Source organism: Streptomyces sp. NPDC002884, assembly GCF_040295245.1.
Taxonomy (GTDB): domain Bacteria; phylum Actinomycetota; class Actinomycetes; order Streptomycetales; family Streptomycetaceae; genus Streptomyces.
Genome location: NZ_JBEOVB010000016.1, coordinates 60261 through 76132 on the forward strand (window position 1 = coordinate 60261; position 15872 = coordinate 76132).

Annotated in this window: 15 protein-coding genes; 7 read left to right on the plus strand and 8 right to left on the minus strand. The window is 73.6% G+C overall.

From position 1 onward, the window contains the following. Positions 1 to 202 precede the first annotated feature (202 nt). The 5 genes from ABT070_RS28130 to ABT070_RS28150 are packed head-to-tail and all read left to right on the plus strand — an operon-like array spanning position 203 to position 8063. On the plus strand, positions 203 to 1606 hold the full coding sequence (locus ABT070_RS28130; protein ID WP_351764667.1) for a KamA family radical SAM protein: 1404 nt from the start codon (positions 203 to 205) through the stop codon (positions 1604 to 1606). Beyond that, a complete protein-coding gene (gene kamD, locus ABT070_RS28135; protein ID WP_351764668.1) occupies positions 1603 to 4464 on the plus strand; it encodes a lysine 5,6-aminomutase subunit alpha in 2862 nt (953 codons plus the stop codon). Before ABT070_RS28130 ends, kamD begins: the two co-directional genes overlap by 4 nt. Beyond that, entirely contained in the window at positions 4461 to 5243 is a 783-nt protein-coding gene (kamE, locus tag ABT070_RS28140) for a lysine 5,6-aminomutase subunit beta (protein ID WP_351764669.1), read from the plus strand. The genes kamD and kamE overlap by 4 nt, the downstream gene beginning before the upstream one ends. Beyond that, entirely contained in the window at positions 5240 to 6955 is a 1716-nt protein-coding gene (locus ABT070_RS28145) for an amino acid adenylation domain-containing protein (protein ID WP_351764670.1), read from the plus strand. The genes kamE and ABT070_RS28145 overlap by 4 nt, the downstream gene beginning before the upstream one ends. Continuing rightward, positions 6945 to 8063 (plus strand): LLM class flavin-dependent oxidoreductase, encoded by a 1119-nt coding sequence (locus tag ABT070_RS28150; protein ID WP_451101714.1) that lies wholly within the window; start codon positions 6945 to 6947, stop codon positions 8061 to 8063. Before ABT070_RS28145 ends, ABT070_RS28150 begins: the two co-directional genes overlap by 11 nt. A 91-nt stretch (positions 8064 to 8154) precedes the next feature. On the opposite strand, the gene ABT070_RS28155 is transcribed toward ABT070_RS28150, so the two are convergent. After that, the gene (locus ABT070_RS28155) at positions 8155 to 8397 is read right to left on the minus strand and encodes a response regulator transcription factor (RefSeq protein WP_351764672.1); all 243 of its coding nucleotides are present in this window, start codon (positions 8395 to 8397) and stop codon (positions 8155 to 8157) included. Positions 8398 to 8695: 298 nt separating this feature from the next. Further along, positions 8696 to 8941, minus strand: a complete 246-nt coding sequence (locus tag ABT070_RS28160) for a hypothetical protein (protein WP_351764673.1) — start codon at positions 8939 to 8941, stop codon at positions 8696 to 8698. Between the two features lie 231 nt (positions 8942 to 9172). Here ABT070_RS28160 and ABT070_RS28165 point away from each other — a divergent pair, with 231 nt between their 5' ends. Beyond that, positions 9173 to 10129 carry a helix-turn-helix transcriptional regulator gene (locus ABT070_RS28165; RefSeq protein WP_351764674.1) on the plus strand — a complete coding sequence of 319 codons (957 nt, stop codon included), beginning with the start codon at positions 9173 to 9175 and terminating at the stop codon, positions 10127 to 10129. Between the two features lie 288 nt (positions 10130 to 10417). Then, positions 10418 to 10978, plus strand: a complete 561-nt coding sequence (locus ABT070_RS28170) for a hypothetical protein (protein WP_351764675.1) — start codon at positions 10418 to 10420, stop codon at positions 10976 to 10978. Here ABT070_RS28170 and ABT070_RS28175 read toward each other — a convergent pair. From ABT070_RS28175 to ABT070_RS28200, 6 genes are all read right to left on the minus strand, one after another. After that, complete coding sequence (locus tag ABT070_RS28175; RefSeq protein WP_351764676.1) at positions 10917 to 11756, minus strand: thioesterase II family protein; 840 nt, start codon at positions 11754 to 11756, stop codon at positions 10917 to 10919. The two genes, ABT070_RS28170 and ABT070_RS28175, sit on opposite strands and share 62 nt — an antisense overlap. A gap of 1 nt (position 11757) precedes the next feature. After that, positions 11758 to 12279, minus strand: a complete 522-nt coding sequence (locus ABT070_RS28180) for a flavin reductase family protein (protein WP_351764677.1) — start codon at positions 12277 to 12279, stop codon at positions 11758 to 11760. A gap of 128 nt (positions 12280 to 12407) precedes the next feature. Beyond that, positions 12408 to 13160, minus strand: a complete 753-nt coding sequence (locus ABT070_RS28185; protein ID WP_351764678.1) for an SDR family NAD(P)-dependent oxidoreductase — start codon at positions 13158 to 13160, stop codon at positions 12408 to 12410. 139 nt (positions 13161 to 13299) lie between these two features. Next, on the minus strand, positions 13300 to 14319 hold the full coding sequence (gntD, locus tag ABT070_RS28190; protein ID WP_351764679.1) for a guanitoxin biosynthesis L-enduracididine beta-hydroxylase GntD: 1020 nt from the start codon (positions 14317 to 14319) through the stop codon (positions 13300 to 13302). Next, on the minus strand, positions 14276 to 15589 hold the full coding sequence (locus tag ABT070_RS28195) for an MFS transporter (protein WP_351764680.1): 1314 nt from the start codon (positions 15587 to 15589) through the stop codon (positions 14276 to 14278). Before ABT070_RS28195 ends, gntD begins: the two co-directional genes overlap by 44 nt. Beyond that, positions 15586 to 15813, minus strand: a complete 228-nt coding sequence (locus ABT070_RS28200) for an MbtH family protein (protein ID WP_351764681.1) — start codon at positions 15811 to 15813, stop codon at positions 15586 to 15588. The genes ABT070_RS28195 and ABT070_RS28200 overlap by 4 nt, the downstream gene beginning before the upstream one ends. Between the last annotated feature and the right edge of the window lie 59 nt (positions 15814 to 15872).

Genomic DNA, 15872 nt, shown 5'->3' on the forward strand with positions numbered 1-15872 from the left:
GCACCGACCCGCACCCGATCCGGCAGCGCCGGTCGCATCTGATCCACCGGTGCCGCCCCGAACCCGATCCACCAGCGCCGCCCGTACCCGGTCCAGCGGTCCGTCCGCGGCCGATCCGGCGGTGGGGCGCGGCCGTGACCGCGTTCCGCTCCGTTCCGAGAACCGACCCGCCGCCCACGGCCGGGAGAAACCGAGGCACCCCGTGAGAACCGCACCCCCGCCGGCCGCGCCCCCCACCCGGGAGGCGCCCGAGGCGCTCGCCCAGCCGTACGGCTACCGGCGCCACGAGGCCGTCGAGCCCGACTGGCGGCGCTTCGCGGCCTGGCGGGACGTCACCGCCGCCGAGTGGCGCGACCCGCAGTGGCAGCGCGCCCACTGCGTCAAGGGAGTCCGGCAGCTGCGCGAGGTGGCCGGGACCGGGCTCGACGACGCGTTCTACGACGATCTCGCCGCCGACCAGGCGCAGTTCGCGACGATGCCGATCCTGCTCACCCCGCAGGTCCTCAACACCATCGCTCCCACGTCCGTCCCCGACACCACCGCCTGGTACGCCGACCCCGTCCGCCGCTACATGCTGCCCGTCGCCAGCGACCGGCACCCCAGGTGGCCCAGCCACCCGCTCGCCTCCCGCGACTCCCTGCACGAAGCCGAGATGTGGGTGGTCGAGGGCCTCACCCACCGCTATCCGACCAAGGTGCTCGCCGAACTCGTCACCACCTGCCCGCAGTACTGCGGGCACTGCACCCGGATGGATCTGGTCGGCACCTCGACCCCGCAGATCGACAAGTACCGCTTCGTGCTGCGTCCGGCGGACCGCCTCGACCGGATGATCGCCTATCTGCGCGCCACCCCCACCGTGCGCGACGTCGTGGTCTCCGGCGGCGATGTCGCCAACGTGCCCTGGCCGCGGCTGCGTTCGTTCGTGGACCGGCTTCTCGACCTGGACAACGTCCGGGACATCCGGCTCGCCAGCAAGGGGCTGGTCGGACTGCCCCAGCACTGGCTCGCCCCCGAGGTGCTCGACGGCATGGCCCAGCTCGCCGCCAAGGCGTCCGCGCGCGGCGTCGGCCTGGCGATGCACACCCACGCCAACAACGTCCAGCAGGTCACCCCGCTGGTCGCCGAGGCCTCCCGCGCGCTGCTGGCCGCCGGCCTGCGCGACATACGCAACCAGGGTGTGCTCCTGCAGGGCGTCAACCACACGCCGGAAGCCCTGCTCGACCTGTGCTTCGCCCTGCTCGACAGCGCCCAGATCATGCCGTACTACTTCTACCTCTGCGACATCGTGCCCGGCGCCGAGCACTGGCGGCTCCCGCTGTCCGAGGCCCAGCGCCTGCAGCACGCCATCATGGGCTACCTGCCGGGCTTCGCCACCCCCCGGCTGGTGTGCGACGTGCCCTATGTCGGCAAGCGCTGGGTGCACCAGGCCGACGCCTACGACCGCGAGCTGGGCATCTCCGACTGGTCCAAGAACTATCTGACCTCGGTCGAGCACGACGACCCCGCCGCGCTGCGCCGCACCCACCACTACTACGACCCGCTGCACACCCTGCCCGACGCCGGTCAGGCGCACTGGGCGCAGTGGCAGCCGGAGGAGACCCGGTGAACGGCGCGACGCGGACGCAGGGTTCACCGCTCGGACTGCACCGGGTGCTCGCGCCGGCCGGGGTGCTGCCGCAGGCCGCCGAGCGGCTCGACCCCGACTCCCCGCTGCGCGAGGACGAACTGCGCATCGACGTGGAGTACCTCAACCTGGACGCGGCGTCCTACCGGCAACTCCACGAGGAGCACGGCGGGGACGGGGACGCGATACGGGAGACGGTGTGCCGGATCGTGCGCGAGCGCGGCAAGATGCACAACCCGGTCACCGGTTCCGGCGGCATGCTGATCGGCACCGTGGCCGAGGCCGGGCCGCGCACCCCGCTCGGTCTCGAGCCCGGCGACCGGGTGGCCAGCCTGGTCTCCCTCACGCTGACCCCGCTGACGCTGACCGACGGGTTGCGTGACTGGGACGGGCTGGGGGAGCGGGTACCGGCCCGCGGGCACGCCGTCCTCTTCGGCCGGTCGGTCGCCGCGGCCCTGCCCGCCGACCTGCCCGACGAACTCTCCCTCGCGGTGCTCGACGTGTGCGGCGCACCCGCGCTGACGGCCCGTACCGTCGCCGAGTACGCCGCCCGGTCCGGCACCGCGCCCTCCGTGGCCGTCCTGGGCGCGGCCGGCAAGTCGGGCTGTCTGGCGCTGGCGGCCGCCCGCCGCGCGGGCGCCGGACGGCTCGTGGGCGTCGTGCCCGACGGCGCGGAGGAGGCCGCGCTCACCGCGTCCGGCCTGGCCGGCACGGTCCTGCGGGCCGACGCCCGCGACGCGGTCGAGCTGAGCGACCGGCTCGACGGGGCCGGCGGTCCGGTCGACATCACCGTGGTGTGCACCGACGTACCCGGCTGTGAGCACGCGGCGGTACTGGCGACGCGCGACGGCGGCACCGTCGTCTTCTTCTCGATGGCCACCTCGTTCCCCACGGCCGCGCTCGGCGCCGAGGGGCTGCGCGCCGACGTCACCATGCTGATCGGCAACGGCTACCAGCCCGGCCACGCCGAGCAGGCGCTGGACCTGGTGCGCACCGAGCCGGGGGTGCGGCAGCTGTTCGCCCGCAGACTCGCACCGCCCCGTACCGGCGCCTGCCCTGGGTTCGCGGCTGCCCCGGCCGCAACCGTCGCCGCTCAGCGCCCGGCCGACCCGGCCGGCGCCGATGCTGCTCGGCCTCCGGCCGACCCGGTCGGCCCCGTCACCGTTCGTCCTCAAGCTGTCCCGGCCGGCATCGCCGCGTCCCGGCCCTCGGCTGCCCCGGCCGCAACCGTCACCCCCGGCCCCACGGCCGCCCCCGCCGGCAAGCTCGGACTCGATCCCCGTCTGATGCGCCGCGCACGGGAGTTGGCCGTGCGCGCCGGACGTCCGGTGGTGGACATGGCCCGGTCCCACACCACCGTGGCGGTCGAGCGGGCCGCGCTGCGGCTGGCAGGGTTGTCCGGTGCCGACGCCGAGGGCATCCCCTGGGTCAACCGGCTGGTGGACGCGGTGCGTGACCAGGTCGGTCTGGAGCACGGGGTGGCGCTGCCGGTCTGGCACGCGCTGCGCACCGGGCCCAGCCGCGACCTCACCGAGCTGGCCGCCCGCGCCACCGCGCGCGACGTGTCCTTCCGGCTGCCCGAGGGCGCCGCGGCCGAGAGCGCCGTATATGACGCCCGCCGGGCCATGGCCCGGGGCCTGACGGTCATCGACGGCCGCCGCCACGAACGCGAGCGCCTGATCCGCCAGGGGTGCAGGGCCCGCGGACCGCTCGTCTACCTGATCGTGGCCACCGGGGACATCCACGAGGACGTCCGCCAGGCCGTGGCGGCGGCCCGCGGCGGTGCCGATGTCATCGCGGTCATCCGCTCCACGGGTCAGTCGCTGCTCGACTACGTGCCGCACGGCGCCACCCGCGAGGGCTACGCCGGCACCTACGCCACCCAGGAGAACTTCCGCCTGATGCGCGCCGCCCTGGACGAGGTGTCGGCCCAGCTCGGCCGCTACGTCCGCCTGACCAACTACGCGTCGGGACTGTGCATGCCGGAGATCGCCGTACTGGCCGGTCTGGAACGGCTCGACATGATGCTCAACGACTCCATGTACGGCATCCTCTTCCGCGACATCAACCCGGTCCGCACCTTCGTCGACCAGCGGTTCTCCCGGCAGCTGCACGCCCGCGCCGGCATCGTCATCAACACGGGCGAGGACAACTACCTCACCACCGCAGACGCGATGCAGGCGGCCCACACGGTGACCGCCAGCCAGCTGCTGAACGAGTACTTCGGCAAGGAGGCGGGACTCACCGACGCCCAGCTCGGCCTGGGACACGCCTTCGAGATCGACCCGGACCTGCCCGACTCGTTCCGGATGGAGCTGGCCCACGCCCTGCTCGCCCGCGAACTGTTCCCCGACGCCCCGCTCAAGTGGATGCCCCCGACCCGCCACATGACGGGCGACGTCTTCCGCGGCTATCTGCTCAACGGGTTCTTCAACCTGGCCGGGGCCCTGACCCGGCAGGACATCCTGCTGGTCGGCATGATGACCGAGGCCGTCGTCACCCCCTTCCTCTCCGACCGCGACCTGGCGCTGCAGAACGTCCGGTACGTGATGGACGCCGCCGGCGCCCTGGAGGAGGACTTCCGGCCCGCTCCCGGCGGCGTCATCGCCCGGCGCGCGGACGCGGTGCTGCGCGAGGCCGTCGACCTGCTGGAGCGACTGTGCGACCGCGGCCTGCTGGACGCCATCGGCGAGGGCACCTTCGGCGGTATGCGCCGTCCCGTCGAAGGCGGCCGCGGCCGGGACGGAGTGGCCCGGCGCGCCCCCGGCTACCGCAACCCCGCCATCGAGCTGCTGGAAGCGTCCGCGGACCCCGACCCGGCAGGAGAGGACCAGCGATGACCACCCCCGCAGAGCCGCCGCCCGCGGTCCGTCCCTACGGGGACACCACCGACGACGGCATGGTGCAGCTGTCGTTCACCCTCCCCCTGCCGCACGGCCCCCTCGCCGAGGCCGCGGCCCTCCAACTGGCCCGCCGCATGGGCATCGAGCGCCCCCTGCTGGTCCACGCCCGGCCGGTGGGCACCGAGTTCGGCTTCTTCGTCGTCTACGGCGCGGTCGCACACCGGGTGGAACTGGACACGGTCGACGTCCTGGAGCGGGAGTACCCGCTGCTGTCTGCCCAGGAGGTCGACGAGACCCTGCACCAGGGACTGGGACGCGAACTGGTCGTGGTCGGCGCGTGCATCGGGACGGACGCCCACACCGTCGGCATCGACGCCATCCTCAACATCAAGGGCTTCGCCGGACAGAAGGGCCTCGAGTACTACCACTCGATGCGGGTCGTCAACCTCGGCGCCCAGGTCGCGGTGGCCGACCTGGTGCGGCGGGCGGTGAGCGAGCGCGCCGACGCCGTCCTGGTCTCCCAGGCCGTCACCCAGCGCGACGCGCACCTGACCAACGTGCGCGAACTCGGCGCCGAACTCGACGTGGCGTTCGCCGGGCGCCCCCGGCCCCTGCTCGTGGTGGGCGGACCGCGCTTCGACCCCGGCATGGCCGCCGAACTGGGCGTCGACCGTGTCTTCGGACGCGGCACCACCCCCGACGACGTGGCCAGCTACCTCGCCCACGCCCTGACCTACGGGCGGGCCACCGCGATGGACGACAGGAGCGCCGTATGAGGCCCCGACAGCCGGTCCGACGGCCGGTCCCGCAGCCGGCCCCGACGATCGTCCCTCGGCCGGTCCCACAACGAACCTCGACGATCGTCCCGCAGTCGGGACCGCAGCCCGGCCCGCAGCAGGTCGGTGCGACGGGCGCCGAGGACCGGCTCGACGCCCGGTTCCGTGCGGTCGCCGCCCGCGAGCCCGGCCGTACGGCCGTCACCGACGCCCAGGGCTCGGTCACCTACGGCCGGCTCGCCGCGCAGGCCGACGCCGTCACCCGCGCCCTGCGCGGCCGGGTGGCCGCGGGGCAGTCCGTCGCGCTGCGCGCCGGGCGGTCCCGGCACGCGCTCGCCGGGCTCCTCGGCATCCTGGGCGCCGGAGCCTCCTATCTGCCGGTCGACCCCGGGTATCCGCAGGAGCGGCAGCGCCATCTGCTCGACGACTCGGGCACCCGGCTGATCCTCACCGACGGACCGGCGGCGCCCGGCGAGACACCGCTCGCCGCGCTGGGACCGCTCGTCCTCGTCTCCCGTCCGCCCGCCCCCGCCCCCGACGCCGCCGACACCCCCGTCCTCCCGTCGGACACCGCCTACACCATCTACACCTCCGGCTCCACCGGCGCGCCGAAGGGCTGCGTAGTCGGGCACGCGCAGGTGCTGGCCCTGCTGGACGCCGCGGTACCCCTGTTCGGCGTCGCGGCCGATGACGTCTGGACGCTGTTCCATTCCTGGAGCTTCGACTTCAGCGTGTGGGAGATCTGGGGCGCCCTGCTGTACGGCGGCCGGGCGCTGGTCGTCGACCGGGAGACCGCCGCCGACCCCGAGGCCTTCGCCGGGCTGCTGGCGGCCGAGGGGGTCACCGTGCTCAACCAGGTGCCCTCCGCCTTCGGCAACCTGGTCACCGAGGCGGCGGCCGGCGGGGTGCGACTGCCCGCCCTGCGCCATGTGGTCCTCGGCGGCGAGGCACTCGTCCCCGACGACCTGCACCGCTGGTGGGACGCGGGCACGGCGCCCGCCGCGACCGTCACCAACATGTACGGCATCACGGAGACCACCGTCCATGTCACCCACTGCACCGTCACGGCCGACGTCCTGCGCGAGGCCGCCGGCGGACGCACCCCGATCGGGCGGCCGTTGGGCCACCTGACCGTGGAACTCCGCGACGGGCAGGGGGAGTTGGTGACGCCGGGGCAACCCGGTGAGCTGTGGGTGGGCGGTGCGGGAGTGAGCCACGGCTACCTCGGCCGCCCCGGACTCACCGCGGAGCGCTTTCCCGTGGCGCCGGACGGCACAGGACGCCGCTACCGCAGCGGTGACTGGGCCGTGGCCGGCGCCGACGGCCTGCTGTACTACGCGGGCCGGATGGACGGCCAGGTCAAACTGCGCGGCTTCCGCATCGAACTCGGGGAAATTGAGGCCGAGTTGCGCGCGCTGCCCGGAGTCGACGGCGCCGCCTGCCTCGTCGACGACAGTGGCCGGGCACCGATGCTCAGCGCCTTTCTGGTCGCCGACCGTGACGCGCTGCCCCCGGACCGGGTGCGTGAGCATCTGGCCGAGCGGCTGCCCGCGCACCTGCTGCCGCAGCGGCTGCGCTACCTCGACCGGCTGCCGCTCACCGCGCACGGCAAGCTGGACCGGACGGCCCTGGCGGCCGCGCCCGGCACCGGCCCGCGCGGGAAAGACGCCCTGAACCCTACGATGCGAGGCGGTGGCCACCGTGCCGGTTGAATTCATCGGGATGATCGGGACCAAGGACTCCGAGGGCGGCTCCCACGGGCCCGCCGTCGACCCCGAATTCACCCGGCGCTTCGCGCGCGTGCACGAGGAGGCCGGGTTCGACCGCGTCCTGATCGGCCACAGTTCCAGCTCGCCCGACGGCGCCCAGGTCGCCGCGTACGTGGCCGCGCACACCGAGCGCCTCGGACTGCTGCTGGCCCACCGGCCGGGCATCCTCGCACCGACCGCGGCCGCGCGGTCCTTCGCCACCCTCGATCACTTCAGCGGCGGGCGACTCGCTGTCCACGTCATCTCCGGCGGGAACGACGCCGAACAGCGGCGCGACGGAGACTACCTGGACAAGGACGACCGCTACGCCCGCACCGACGAGTTCCTGGAGGTCGTGAAGCGGGCGTGGACCGAACCGGAGGGCTTCGGCCACGAGGGTCGCCGCTACCGGTTCGAGGACCACCGCTCCGAGGTGCGCCCGCTGCAACACCCGTCGATCCCGCTGTACTTCGGAGGTTCCTCGCCCGCCGCCCACCGGGTGGGCGGCAGGCACGCGGACGTGTTCGCGCTGTGGGGCGAGCCGCTGGCCGAGACCGCCGAGCAGATCGCGGCGGTGCGGGCCGCGGCGCGCACCGCCGGACGCACGGTGCCGCCCAGGATCAGCGTGTCGTTCCGGCCGGTGCTGGGCCGTACCGAGGAGGAGGCGTGGGAGCGGGCGTACGGCGTCCTCGACGCGATCCGCCGGCGCGGCACGGCGGGTTCCTTCTTCGACCGCGGCCGGCCGCCGTTGCCGCTCGGGCCGTCGGCGCGTCCCGAGAACGCCGGCTCCCAGCGGTTGCTGGCCGCCGCGGCGAAGGGCGAGCGACACGACCGGGCCCTGTGGACCGCTCCCGCGGCGGCCACCGGGGCGGCGGGCAACTCCACCGCGCTGGTGGGGACTCCGGAGACGGTGGCCCAGGCCCTGTTGGACTACATGGACATCGGCGTGACGACCTTCCTGCTGCGCGGGTACGAACCGCTGCGTGACGCCGAGGAGTTCGGGCGGACGCTGCTGCCGCTGGTACGCCGGGAGGCGGAGCGGCGCGAACGGTCGGCGGTGGTCGCGGACTGAACGGCGTGCCGCGCCGGGGCGCACGGCAAGACGGCGGAGGGCGTCGGTGGGGATCACCCACCGGCGCCCTCCGCCGTCGAGGGGGAGGAGATCAGGCCTGTGCCAGGCCGAGGTCGTGGTGCCGGGAGACCTGAAAGGCGAGCACCATGAGATGTGCCCGGTTGCTGACTCCCGCCTTTCCCCGGATTCTGCGCAGGTAGGTGTCCACGGTGTGCGGACTCAGATTCATTCTGCGCGCGATGGAGGAATACGTGTGGCCCTCGGCGAGATAGCCGAGCACTTCGAGCTCACGGTCGCTGAGTTGATTCAGTATTTCGACGGTGAACGGACTCACAGGTGTGCCTTTCTTGGTGAACGCAAGGGCCTGACGGCCGGGCCTTCGCGGGCCCGGTGGACAGGACTGCCGGACACACCTCGCGCGCCGCCGAGCCGCTTGCCGGTGACGCGGGTTAAGGTGCGCCCGTGGTCGGGGGACGACACTGTGGGGGTGTGCAAACCGAGTGGTGACCGTCTGCCCGATCCGGGGGCGGCGTTCTGACCTGGCGCCATGGCCGGTCCCGGACATGCCGTTGTCGTCATGGCCTCAGCCGTCGCGCCGTTCCCCGGACTCGTCGAGCCGCGTGCGGACCGGTTCAGCTGCCCGAGCTGCCCCAGCCGCTGTCGCCGGAGACGGTGATGCCGGCCGTGTCGGCCGCCACGTCGTTGATGACGCGACCGCCCCACCCGCTGTCCCCGTCCGTCCCCCCGCCGTCGGCGAGCACGAAATGGGCGGCCGTTTCGGGCGTGGGCGCCGACACGGTGTGGGTCGCTCCCATAAACGCGCCGAATGCGATGCACGCGACGGCGGAGGCTGCGGCGGCGGCACGGAAGGATTTCATGTGGGGCGCTCCTGGTTCTGAGTTTCTCGAACGGAACCGATAGTTCCGTGTATTCGATCTCCGGTGCCTCAAGACTTCCGTGCCGACGGCGGTCGTGACCAGCGGTCGAGGTGCTCACCAAGCTGCCCCGCAGCAAAACGAACAGGGGATGAAATGGTTATACCGGACCAGAATCGGGCAATCGAGCCGCCTGCGCGACCCAGTGACAGCGAAGTCGCCCTGTATCGCTGGGTGGCGGCCAACGAACGCATGGACCCGGACCGCGCCGCCCGGGAACTGGGCCTCGCCCGGGAGGAGGTGGAAGCCGCCGTCGTCTCCCTGACCGAACTCGGCCTGCTCAAACCCGATTTAGACGACCCGGCGCGGCTGCGCCCGGTTGATCCGGACCTCGTGGCCGCCGTGGTGACCATCTCCATGGAGGCGGCGATCCGCACCCAGCAGGCCGAACTGCACCGCATCCGCGACCAGTTCGCCGATCTGCGCGGCCACTACCGGGACAGCCTGAGCCGGGAGTCCGTCGACCTCGAGGCGATTCCCGGGGTGGAGGAGGTGCGGGCCGCCCTCAACCGGGCCGCCGAGGAGTGCATGGTGGAGATGCTCACCAGCCAGCCCGGCGGGAACCGCGTGCCGGAGGTCCTCCAGGAGGCACTGGCCCGTGACACCGCGATGCTGTCGCGCGGGGTGCGGATGCGCACGCTCTACCACCACACGGCACGCTTCAACGGACCCAGCCAGGCCTATGTCGCGACGGTGTCCGCCCTCGGCGCCGAGTACCGCACCGCGCACGAGCTGTTCGGCCGGCTGATCGTCTTCGACCGCAAGACGGCCTTCGTCCCCGAACGCGGCGGCACATGGGGTGCCGTGGTGATCCGCGAACCCTCGGTCGTCCACTACCTGTGCGAGGTGTTCGAGCAGGCGTGGACGCAGGCGGCGCCGTTCTCCGACGCCGCCGCCGACGGCCTGGAACTGGTCGCGAAGGACATCCACCGCACGATCGTGCGGCTGCTCGCGGCCGGTCTGAAGGACGAGAGCATCGCGCGCCGGATCGGCATGTCCCTGCGCACCGCGAGGAAACACATCGCCGACATCATGGAGACACTCGGAGCCGAGAGCCGCTTCCAGGCCGGGGTCCTCGCGGCGCAGCAGGGACTCCTCGACGAAGCCCCGGAGGCCGCAGCCGTCGACTGACCCGAGCGCACGCCGCGTACCGCCCGGGGGCGCCGCCGGGTGGCGACGGGCCGCCACCGGTTCGGTACCGTGATCCCGGGACTGTCCCCACCCCCTTCGTGTGCAGCAGAGTTCCTGCAAACCGCGGGCACGGGTCGACGCCACTGGCGCCGCTCGTCCCTGCGGCCATGTGGCGGATGAACAGGCGACCTGCCCTTCCCGGGATGTCCCGTGCACCACGGACGGGCCGTCCGCGCGTGAACCACGGCACGCGGGACGTTGCGGGTGCGATGCGGAGCGGAGCGGGACGTGGACTACGAAGGAGACTGGGGCAAGGGCGCATCCGGTCTGGAGCTCTTCGTCAGGGATCTGGCCCTGTGTCTGTCGGTCCACCGGGACCGGGGACCGGCCCTCGTGTGGCCGGACGGCGTCGACGCCGTGCTGGCGGGGGACGACGGCGTACGGCGTGGACGCGCGGACCCGGAATCGGGGCCGGGCCCGGAACCCGACCCGGATCCGGAACCCGGGCCGGACGGTGTGGCCGCCGGGACGACACAGCTCACCTCCGGGCTCGGTGAACTGCTGGGCTGCCGTGTCGGGAGTACCTATCTCACCCTGCCGACCGGCGCGCAGAGCACCGGCAACACCGCGGCGACCGACCTCGTGCTCCTCCCCGTGCGCGGCAGCTGCGGCGGCCGGGTGGAACCCTCGCCGCCCGGGCAGGCCCGCGCCGTACTGGACCGTGCCCTGGAACTGCGGCTGAGGGTGGGTGAGGCGCTCTACGTGCCGAGCGGTTTCGGCTACGCGCTCAACGGGGCGCATTCGCCCTGCACGCTGCTCGTTCTCGCCCTGCACCCGACGGTCTGGTGACCGGGCGCACCGACGCCAGGAGCCGCTCGCGCAGGTCGGCGGTCAGAGTCCGGCGGGCCTCGCGCAGAGAGAAGTGCCCGCCCGGGAAGGACCTCGCCCCGGCCGTCCCCCGGGTGTAGCGCCGCCACTCCCGCACGGCGGTCTCGCTGACGGCCGGGTCCTGGCGTCCGCGGTACGCGAAGATCGGAGTGTCCAGCGGTTCGGCCCCGACGTCGTGCCGGTAGGTGTCGATCAGCCGGTAGTCCGCCCGGACGGCGGGCAGGACGACGGCGCGCAGTTCGTCGTCGGCCAGGACCTCGGCGTCGGTGCCGCCCTGCGCGAGGAGTTCGGCCACCAGCCCGGCGTCCGACAGAAGATGCCGGGAGCGCCTACGGAGCAGGTGCGGCGGCACCATCGCGGAGACGAAGAGGTACGACAGCTCGATCCCGTGACGCGCCCGCAGCAGCTGCGCCGCCTCGTACCCGACGGCCGCGCCCATGCTGTGCCCGAACACGGCCAGCGGCCGGTCGGCGAGCGGGACGAGGGCGGTGGCGACCGCTTCGGCCATCTCCGCCATGCCGGTGACCGGGAGCTCGTGGAGACGGTCCTGACGCCCCGGGTAGCACATTGCGAGCACGTCCACCTCGGGGGACATCAGCTCCGGCCAGTCGCGGAAGAACGTCGGCGCGCCGCCCGCGTGCGGCAGACAGACCAGGGTGGCCTCGGCCGAGGGCGGCTCGGCACCGTAGCGGCGCAACCAGGCGTCCGGGCGCGGCGACCGCGCCGTGGGGACGGCCATGTCATACCTCCGGCCGGGTCTGCCGGCGGGCGAAGTGGATCAACGGCTCGGCGGCCTCGTCCGTCTCCGCGTGGACCACCCGGCCGATGACCAGGGTGTGGTCCGCGAGGGGCACGTACCGGTCCACGCGGCACACCACACCGGCCACCGCTCCGCGGAGGAGGGGAGCGCCGTGCGCGCAGACGTGGTCGACTCCGTCGAAGCGCCGGGCCGCCGGCAGCTCGGCGAACCGTGCGGCCAGTGCGTGCAGGCGATAGGGAAGCACGCTCACCCCGAAGCGGCCGGCGGCCCGGATGTGCCGGAGTGTTCCGCCGCCGGAGGCGAGCGAGGCCAGGAGGGTGGGCGGCCGGTCGGTCAGGGAGAGGACAGCGGTGGCGGTGCAGCCGACCGGGTGCTCCTCGTCGTAGGCGGTCACCACGGTGACACTGCGGGCGAAGCGGGTCATCACCTCGCGGAACATCTCCGGCGGGACCGGGTCGGGCCCGCCCGCGGACGTGACGGCTTCCCTGGTGGTCGCTGTCATGGGTGAGGTTCTGCCTTTCGGGGCGTGGGGCGCGTCGGCCCCCGGCGCGTACCGCCGTCCCGCCCGGCCGGGGGCCGAGGCCGGGCGGGACGGCGGCCGTGGAGAGCGGCGGGGGTGCCGTGTGCGGATCAGGCCGGCATGGAGGCGCGTACCGCCGTGCCGAACTCGGTGGTGGTGGCGCCCGCCGTCTCACCGCCGTCGACGACCAGCTCCTGGCCGGTCAGGAAGGCGGCCTCGGGCGAGGCCAGATAGTGGAAGGCCGCCGCGATCTCCTCGGGCCGGGCATGGCGGCCGGCCGGGATGCGGGAGTTGACGTCGGCCAGCATGTCGTCGGTGTACTCGGCGAGCTGCATGGGTGTCAGGACCGCTCCGGGGCTCACGCAGGCCACCCGGATGCGGGGACTGAGTTCCAGGGCGAAGGTCTGGGTGAGGGCGATGATGCCGGCCTTGGTGGCGTTGTAGTCGGCGTAGTGCGGGTAGCCGCGGCGGCCGTTGACGGACGCCGTCGCCAGCAGGACCCCGCCGTCGCCGCCGGCCATGAGGCGGGCAGCGCTCCGCCACAGGCCCAGGGTGCCGAGGAGGTTGACGTCGACCACACGGCGCGCGGCCTGCTCGGTGATGTCGAGCACGCCGTGCCGGACGCTGATGCCGGCGTTGGCGATGACGACGTCCAGGGAGTGGTCCCGGTGCACCCGGGCCAGGGCGTCGTCGACGGCCTGCCAGTCCGTGACGTCGCAGCGGATCCAGGAGACGGGACCGCCGGGCTCGTCCTGGGGTTCGGCGATGTCCAGACCGACCACACGGTCACCCGCTCGCGCGAAACGCTCGACGGTGGCCCGGCCGATGCCGCTGGAGCCACCGGACACGACGATGGTGCGCATGTCTTGCCGTTCCTTTCGGTGAGGGGAACGAGGGAGGTGGTGAGAGGAGTGTTCAGAGGGAGAGGCAAGGAGGGGGACGGGAAGAGGGAGGGGAGGGGAGGGGAAAGGGAGCGGGGAGGGGGTCGGGTGCCGGGTGTGGTCAGAAGAGGACCCGCCTGTCGCCGGGCGAGGCGTGCGGGGTCGTCTTGCGCAGGTCACGGCTGACGATCATGCGCTTGAGCCAGCGGTCCGTCCCGTCGTGCGTCGCCCGGAAGGGCCTGCGGCCGTGTACGGCGACGTAGTTGTCCACCACCGCCAGGCTGCCCTGCTCCACGACCACGTCCAGCTGGACCCGCTCCAGCTCCTCCATCAGCTCGTCCAGGGCCTGCTCGGCGGCCCTGTCCCGGCCCGCGCACGTCATGAACGGATAGTCGATCCGCAGGTAGGGGCGCTCCCGATCGCCCGACAGGACCGGCACGGGCTCGGGGTCGGACTGCATCCGCAGCATGCCGACCAGGGCCGGGTGGCCGGGGTGGCGCTCCTGGAGCTGGCGTACGTGCTCGTCGTCGGGGCGGATGAGGAAGCTCGGCGTACGGAGCAGGTCCGCGGTCTCGTCACTGATCTTGACGTCGCGCACGGACGACACGATGGTCGGCACCCGCTCGTGGTTGCGCATCCCGAAGAGGAGCAGGTAGTCGCAGCGGCCCGGGTGGAAGCCGTCCTCGGTGTGGAACTCCAGCAGGCACTCGCTGCCGTGGCCGCTCTGTCGCAACTCGTCGCCCCGGATGGGCAGCAGGTTCTGTACGACCCGGCCCAGCTGGAGGGTGGAGAAGGTGAAGGGGTCGCCGAGGGCCGTGCCCACCATGGCCAGGAACAGTTCCTGGTCGAGGGGCGGGCCGTCGGCCGGCACGTCGGCCCAGTGGGCGGGGGTGGGGCCCACGGCCTCGTCGTCGACGGGGAAACCGTGGATCACCAGTGCCGCGGCGGGTTCGGCGCGCCGGAAGTGCTCCAGGAAGGTGCGCAGTCCGGTCGGGAGGTGCGAGGCGGCGTCCCAGTGCCGGTCGTAGAAGGCGGACCGGGCGGGGGCCGGGGAGGAGTCGCGCAGGCGGCCGAGCGCCTCCTGGATCTGTTCGGTCTCAGCGGCGGACAGGACGTATTCGAGGGGAAGACCGTGATACATGCGGGGACCTGCCGGTTTCTGATGAGGAGAGGGACGACGGGGCGGACGGGGGAGCGGTGGGCGGGCGGGTGGACGAGGCGGGGACGGGGATCAGGGAGGCGGCGGCGCAGAGCAGGCACAGGACGCCGCTGAACCGGAAGGCCTCGGCCGCGCCGCCCTGGGCGAGCAGCGCGCCGCCCAGCGCCGTGCCCAGGCCACTGCCGAGGGCGTCCGCCGTGCCGAGGAAGCCGAAGGCCCGCGCCGTGCGGCCGGGGCCGGCGTCGCGCGCCACCTGCGCGGAGACGAGCGGTAGGGCGACGGCCAGGAGCACGCCCTCGGCGAGCGACACGGCGACCGCCGCGGCCACCGAGCCCACCAGCGGGTACAGACAGGCGCAGCAGCCGATGAGCACCGCGGCGCCACGGATGCGTGCGTGCCGGGACACCCGGGGCAGGACGGCGCCGGCCCGGGGCGACAGGACGAGCGCGGGCAGCGCCAGACAGGCCGCGGACCAGGCGACGAGCGCGTCGCGGGCGCCCAGGTCACGGAGGTACACGGCCCAGACCACGGAGTAGCCGCCGTAGAGCGCCGTGATGCCGAACAGCAGCACCAGCGGCGGCCACAGCGCGCCCAGCAGTGCGGACGAGGGACCGGCCGCCGGCTCGGGGAGCGCCGGAGCCGCAAGCTCCTCCCGTGCCGACCGCCGGGCCGCGGGGCGGTTCGCCGTGGCGCGCTCGCGCCGGTCCGCCGCACTCGCCACCCCTGCCGCGGTGAGGGCCACGGCGGTGGCCGCCCACGCCGCCTCTGTGGTGCCGCCGTGCAGGAGGACGGCTCCCGCGCCGAGCGGGCCCACCAGGGCGCCCAGCATCTGCGCGGCCGTCAGCCGGCCGTAGGCGCGCTCCAGTCGGTCCGGACCCGGCGTGCGACCGTCGGGAGTGTGCGCGGCCAGCGTGGCGCGCAGCCCCGTGGCGGTCAGCGCCGCCCCCGCCATCAGCAGGAAGTCGGCGGCGGCCAGGCTCCACCACGGGGTGAGCGTGGCGAACGCCAGACAGCCGGCGCTCTGCACGCCCGTGCCCAGCAGCGTCAGCCGGGTGGCGCGCCGGCGGTGTCCCCAGCGGCTCGCGGCGAGTTGGGCGAGCGCCCCGCCGGCCGCGGCCGCGGCCATCACCAGCCCGATCGCGCTCTTGGCGACCCCCCGGTCGAGGAGGATGAGCGTCTCCGCCGAGAACAGACCGAGCTGGCTCGCCCGGGCGAGGAAGGCGACGGCCGTGACCGGAAGGGGCGCGCTCACCGCGCCGGCGCGGCGTCGGCGTCCATCGCCCGGACCAGGCTCGCGGGGCGGATGTCCGTCCAGTGCTCGCCGATGTGGTCCAGGCAGTCCTGGCGGGAGCCTTCCGGCCTGGCCACCGTCCAGCCGGCCGGCACCTCGGCGAACGAGGGCCACAGGGAGTGCTGGTTCTCGTCGTTGACGAGGACGAGGAAGGTGCCGTCCGGGTTGTCGAAGGGGCTGCTCATGGGTTCCTCCTGGTATGCGGGCACGGATGGGTCGACAGGGGTGCGACACGGGTGTCGTG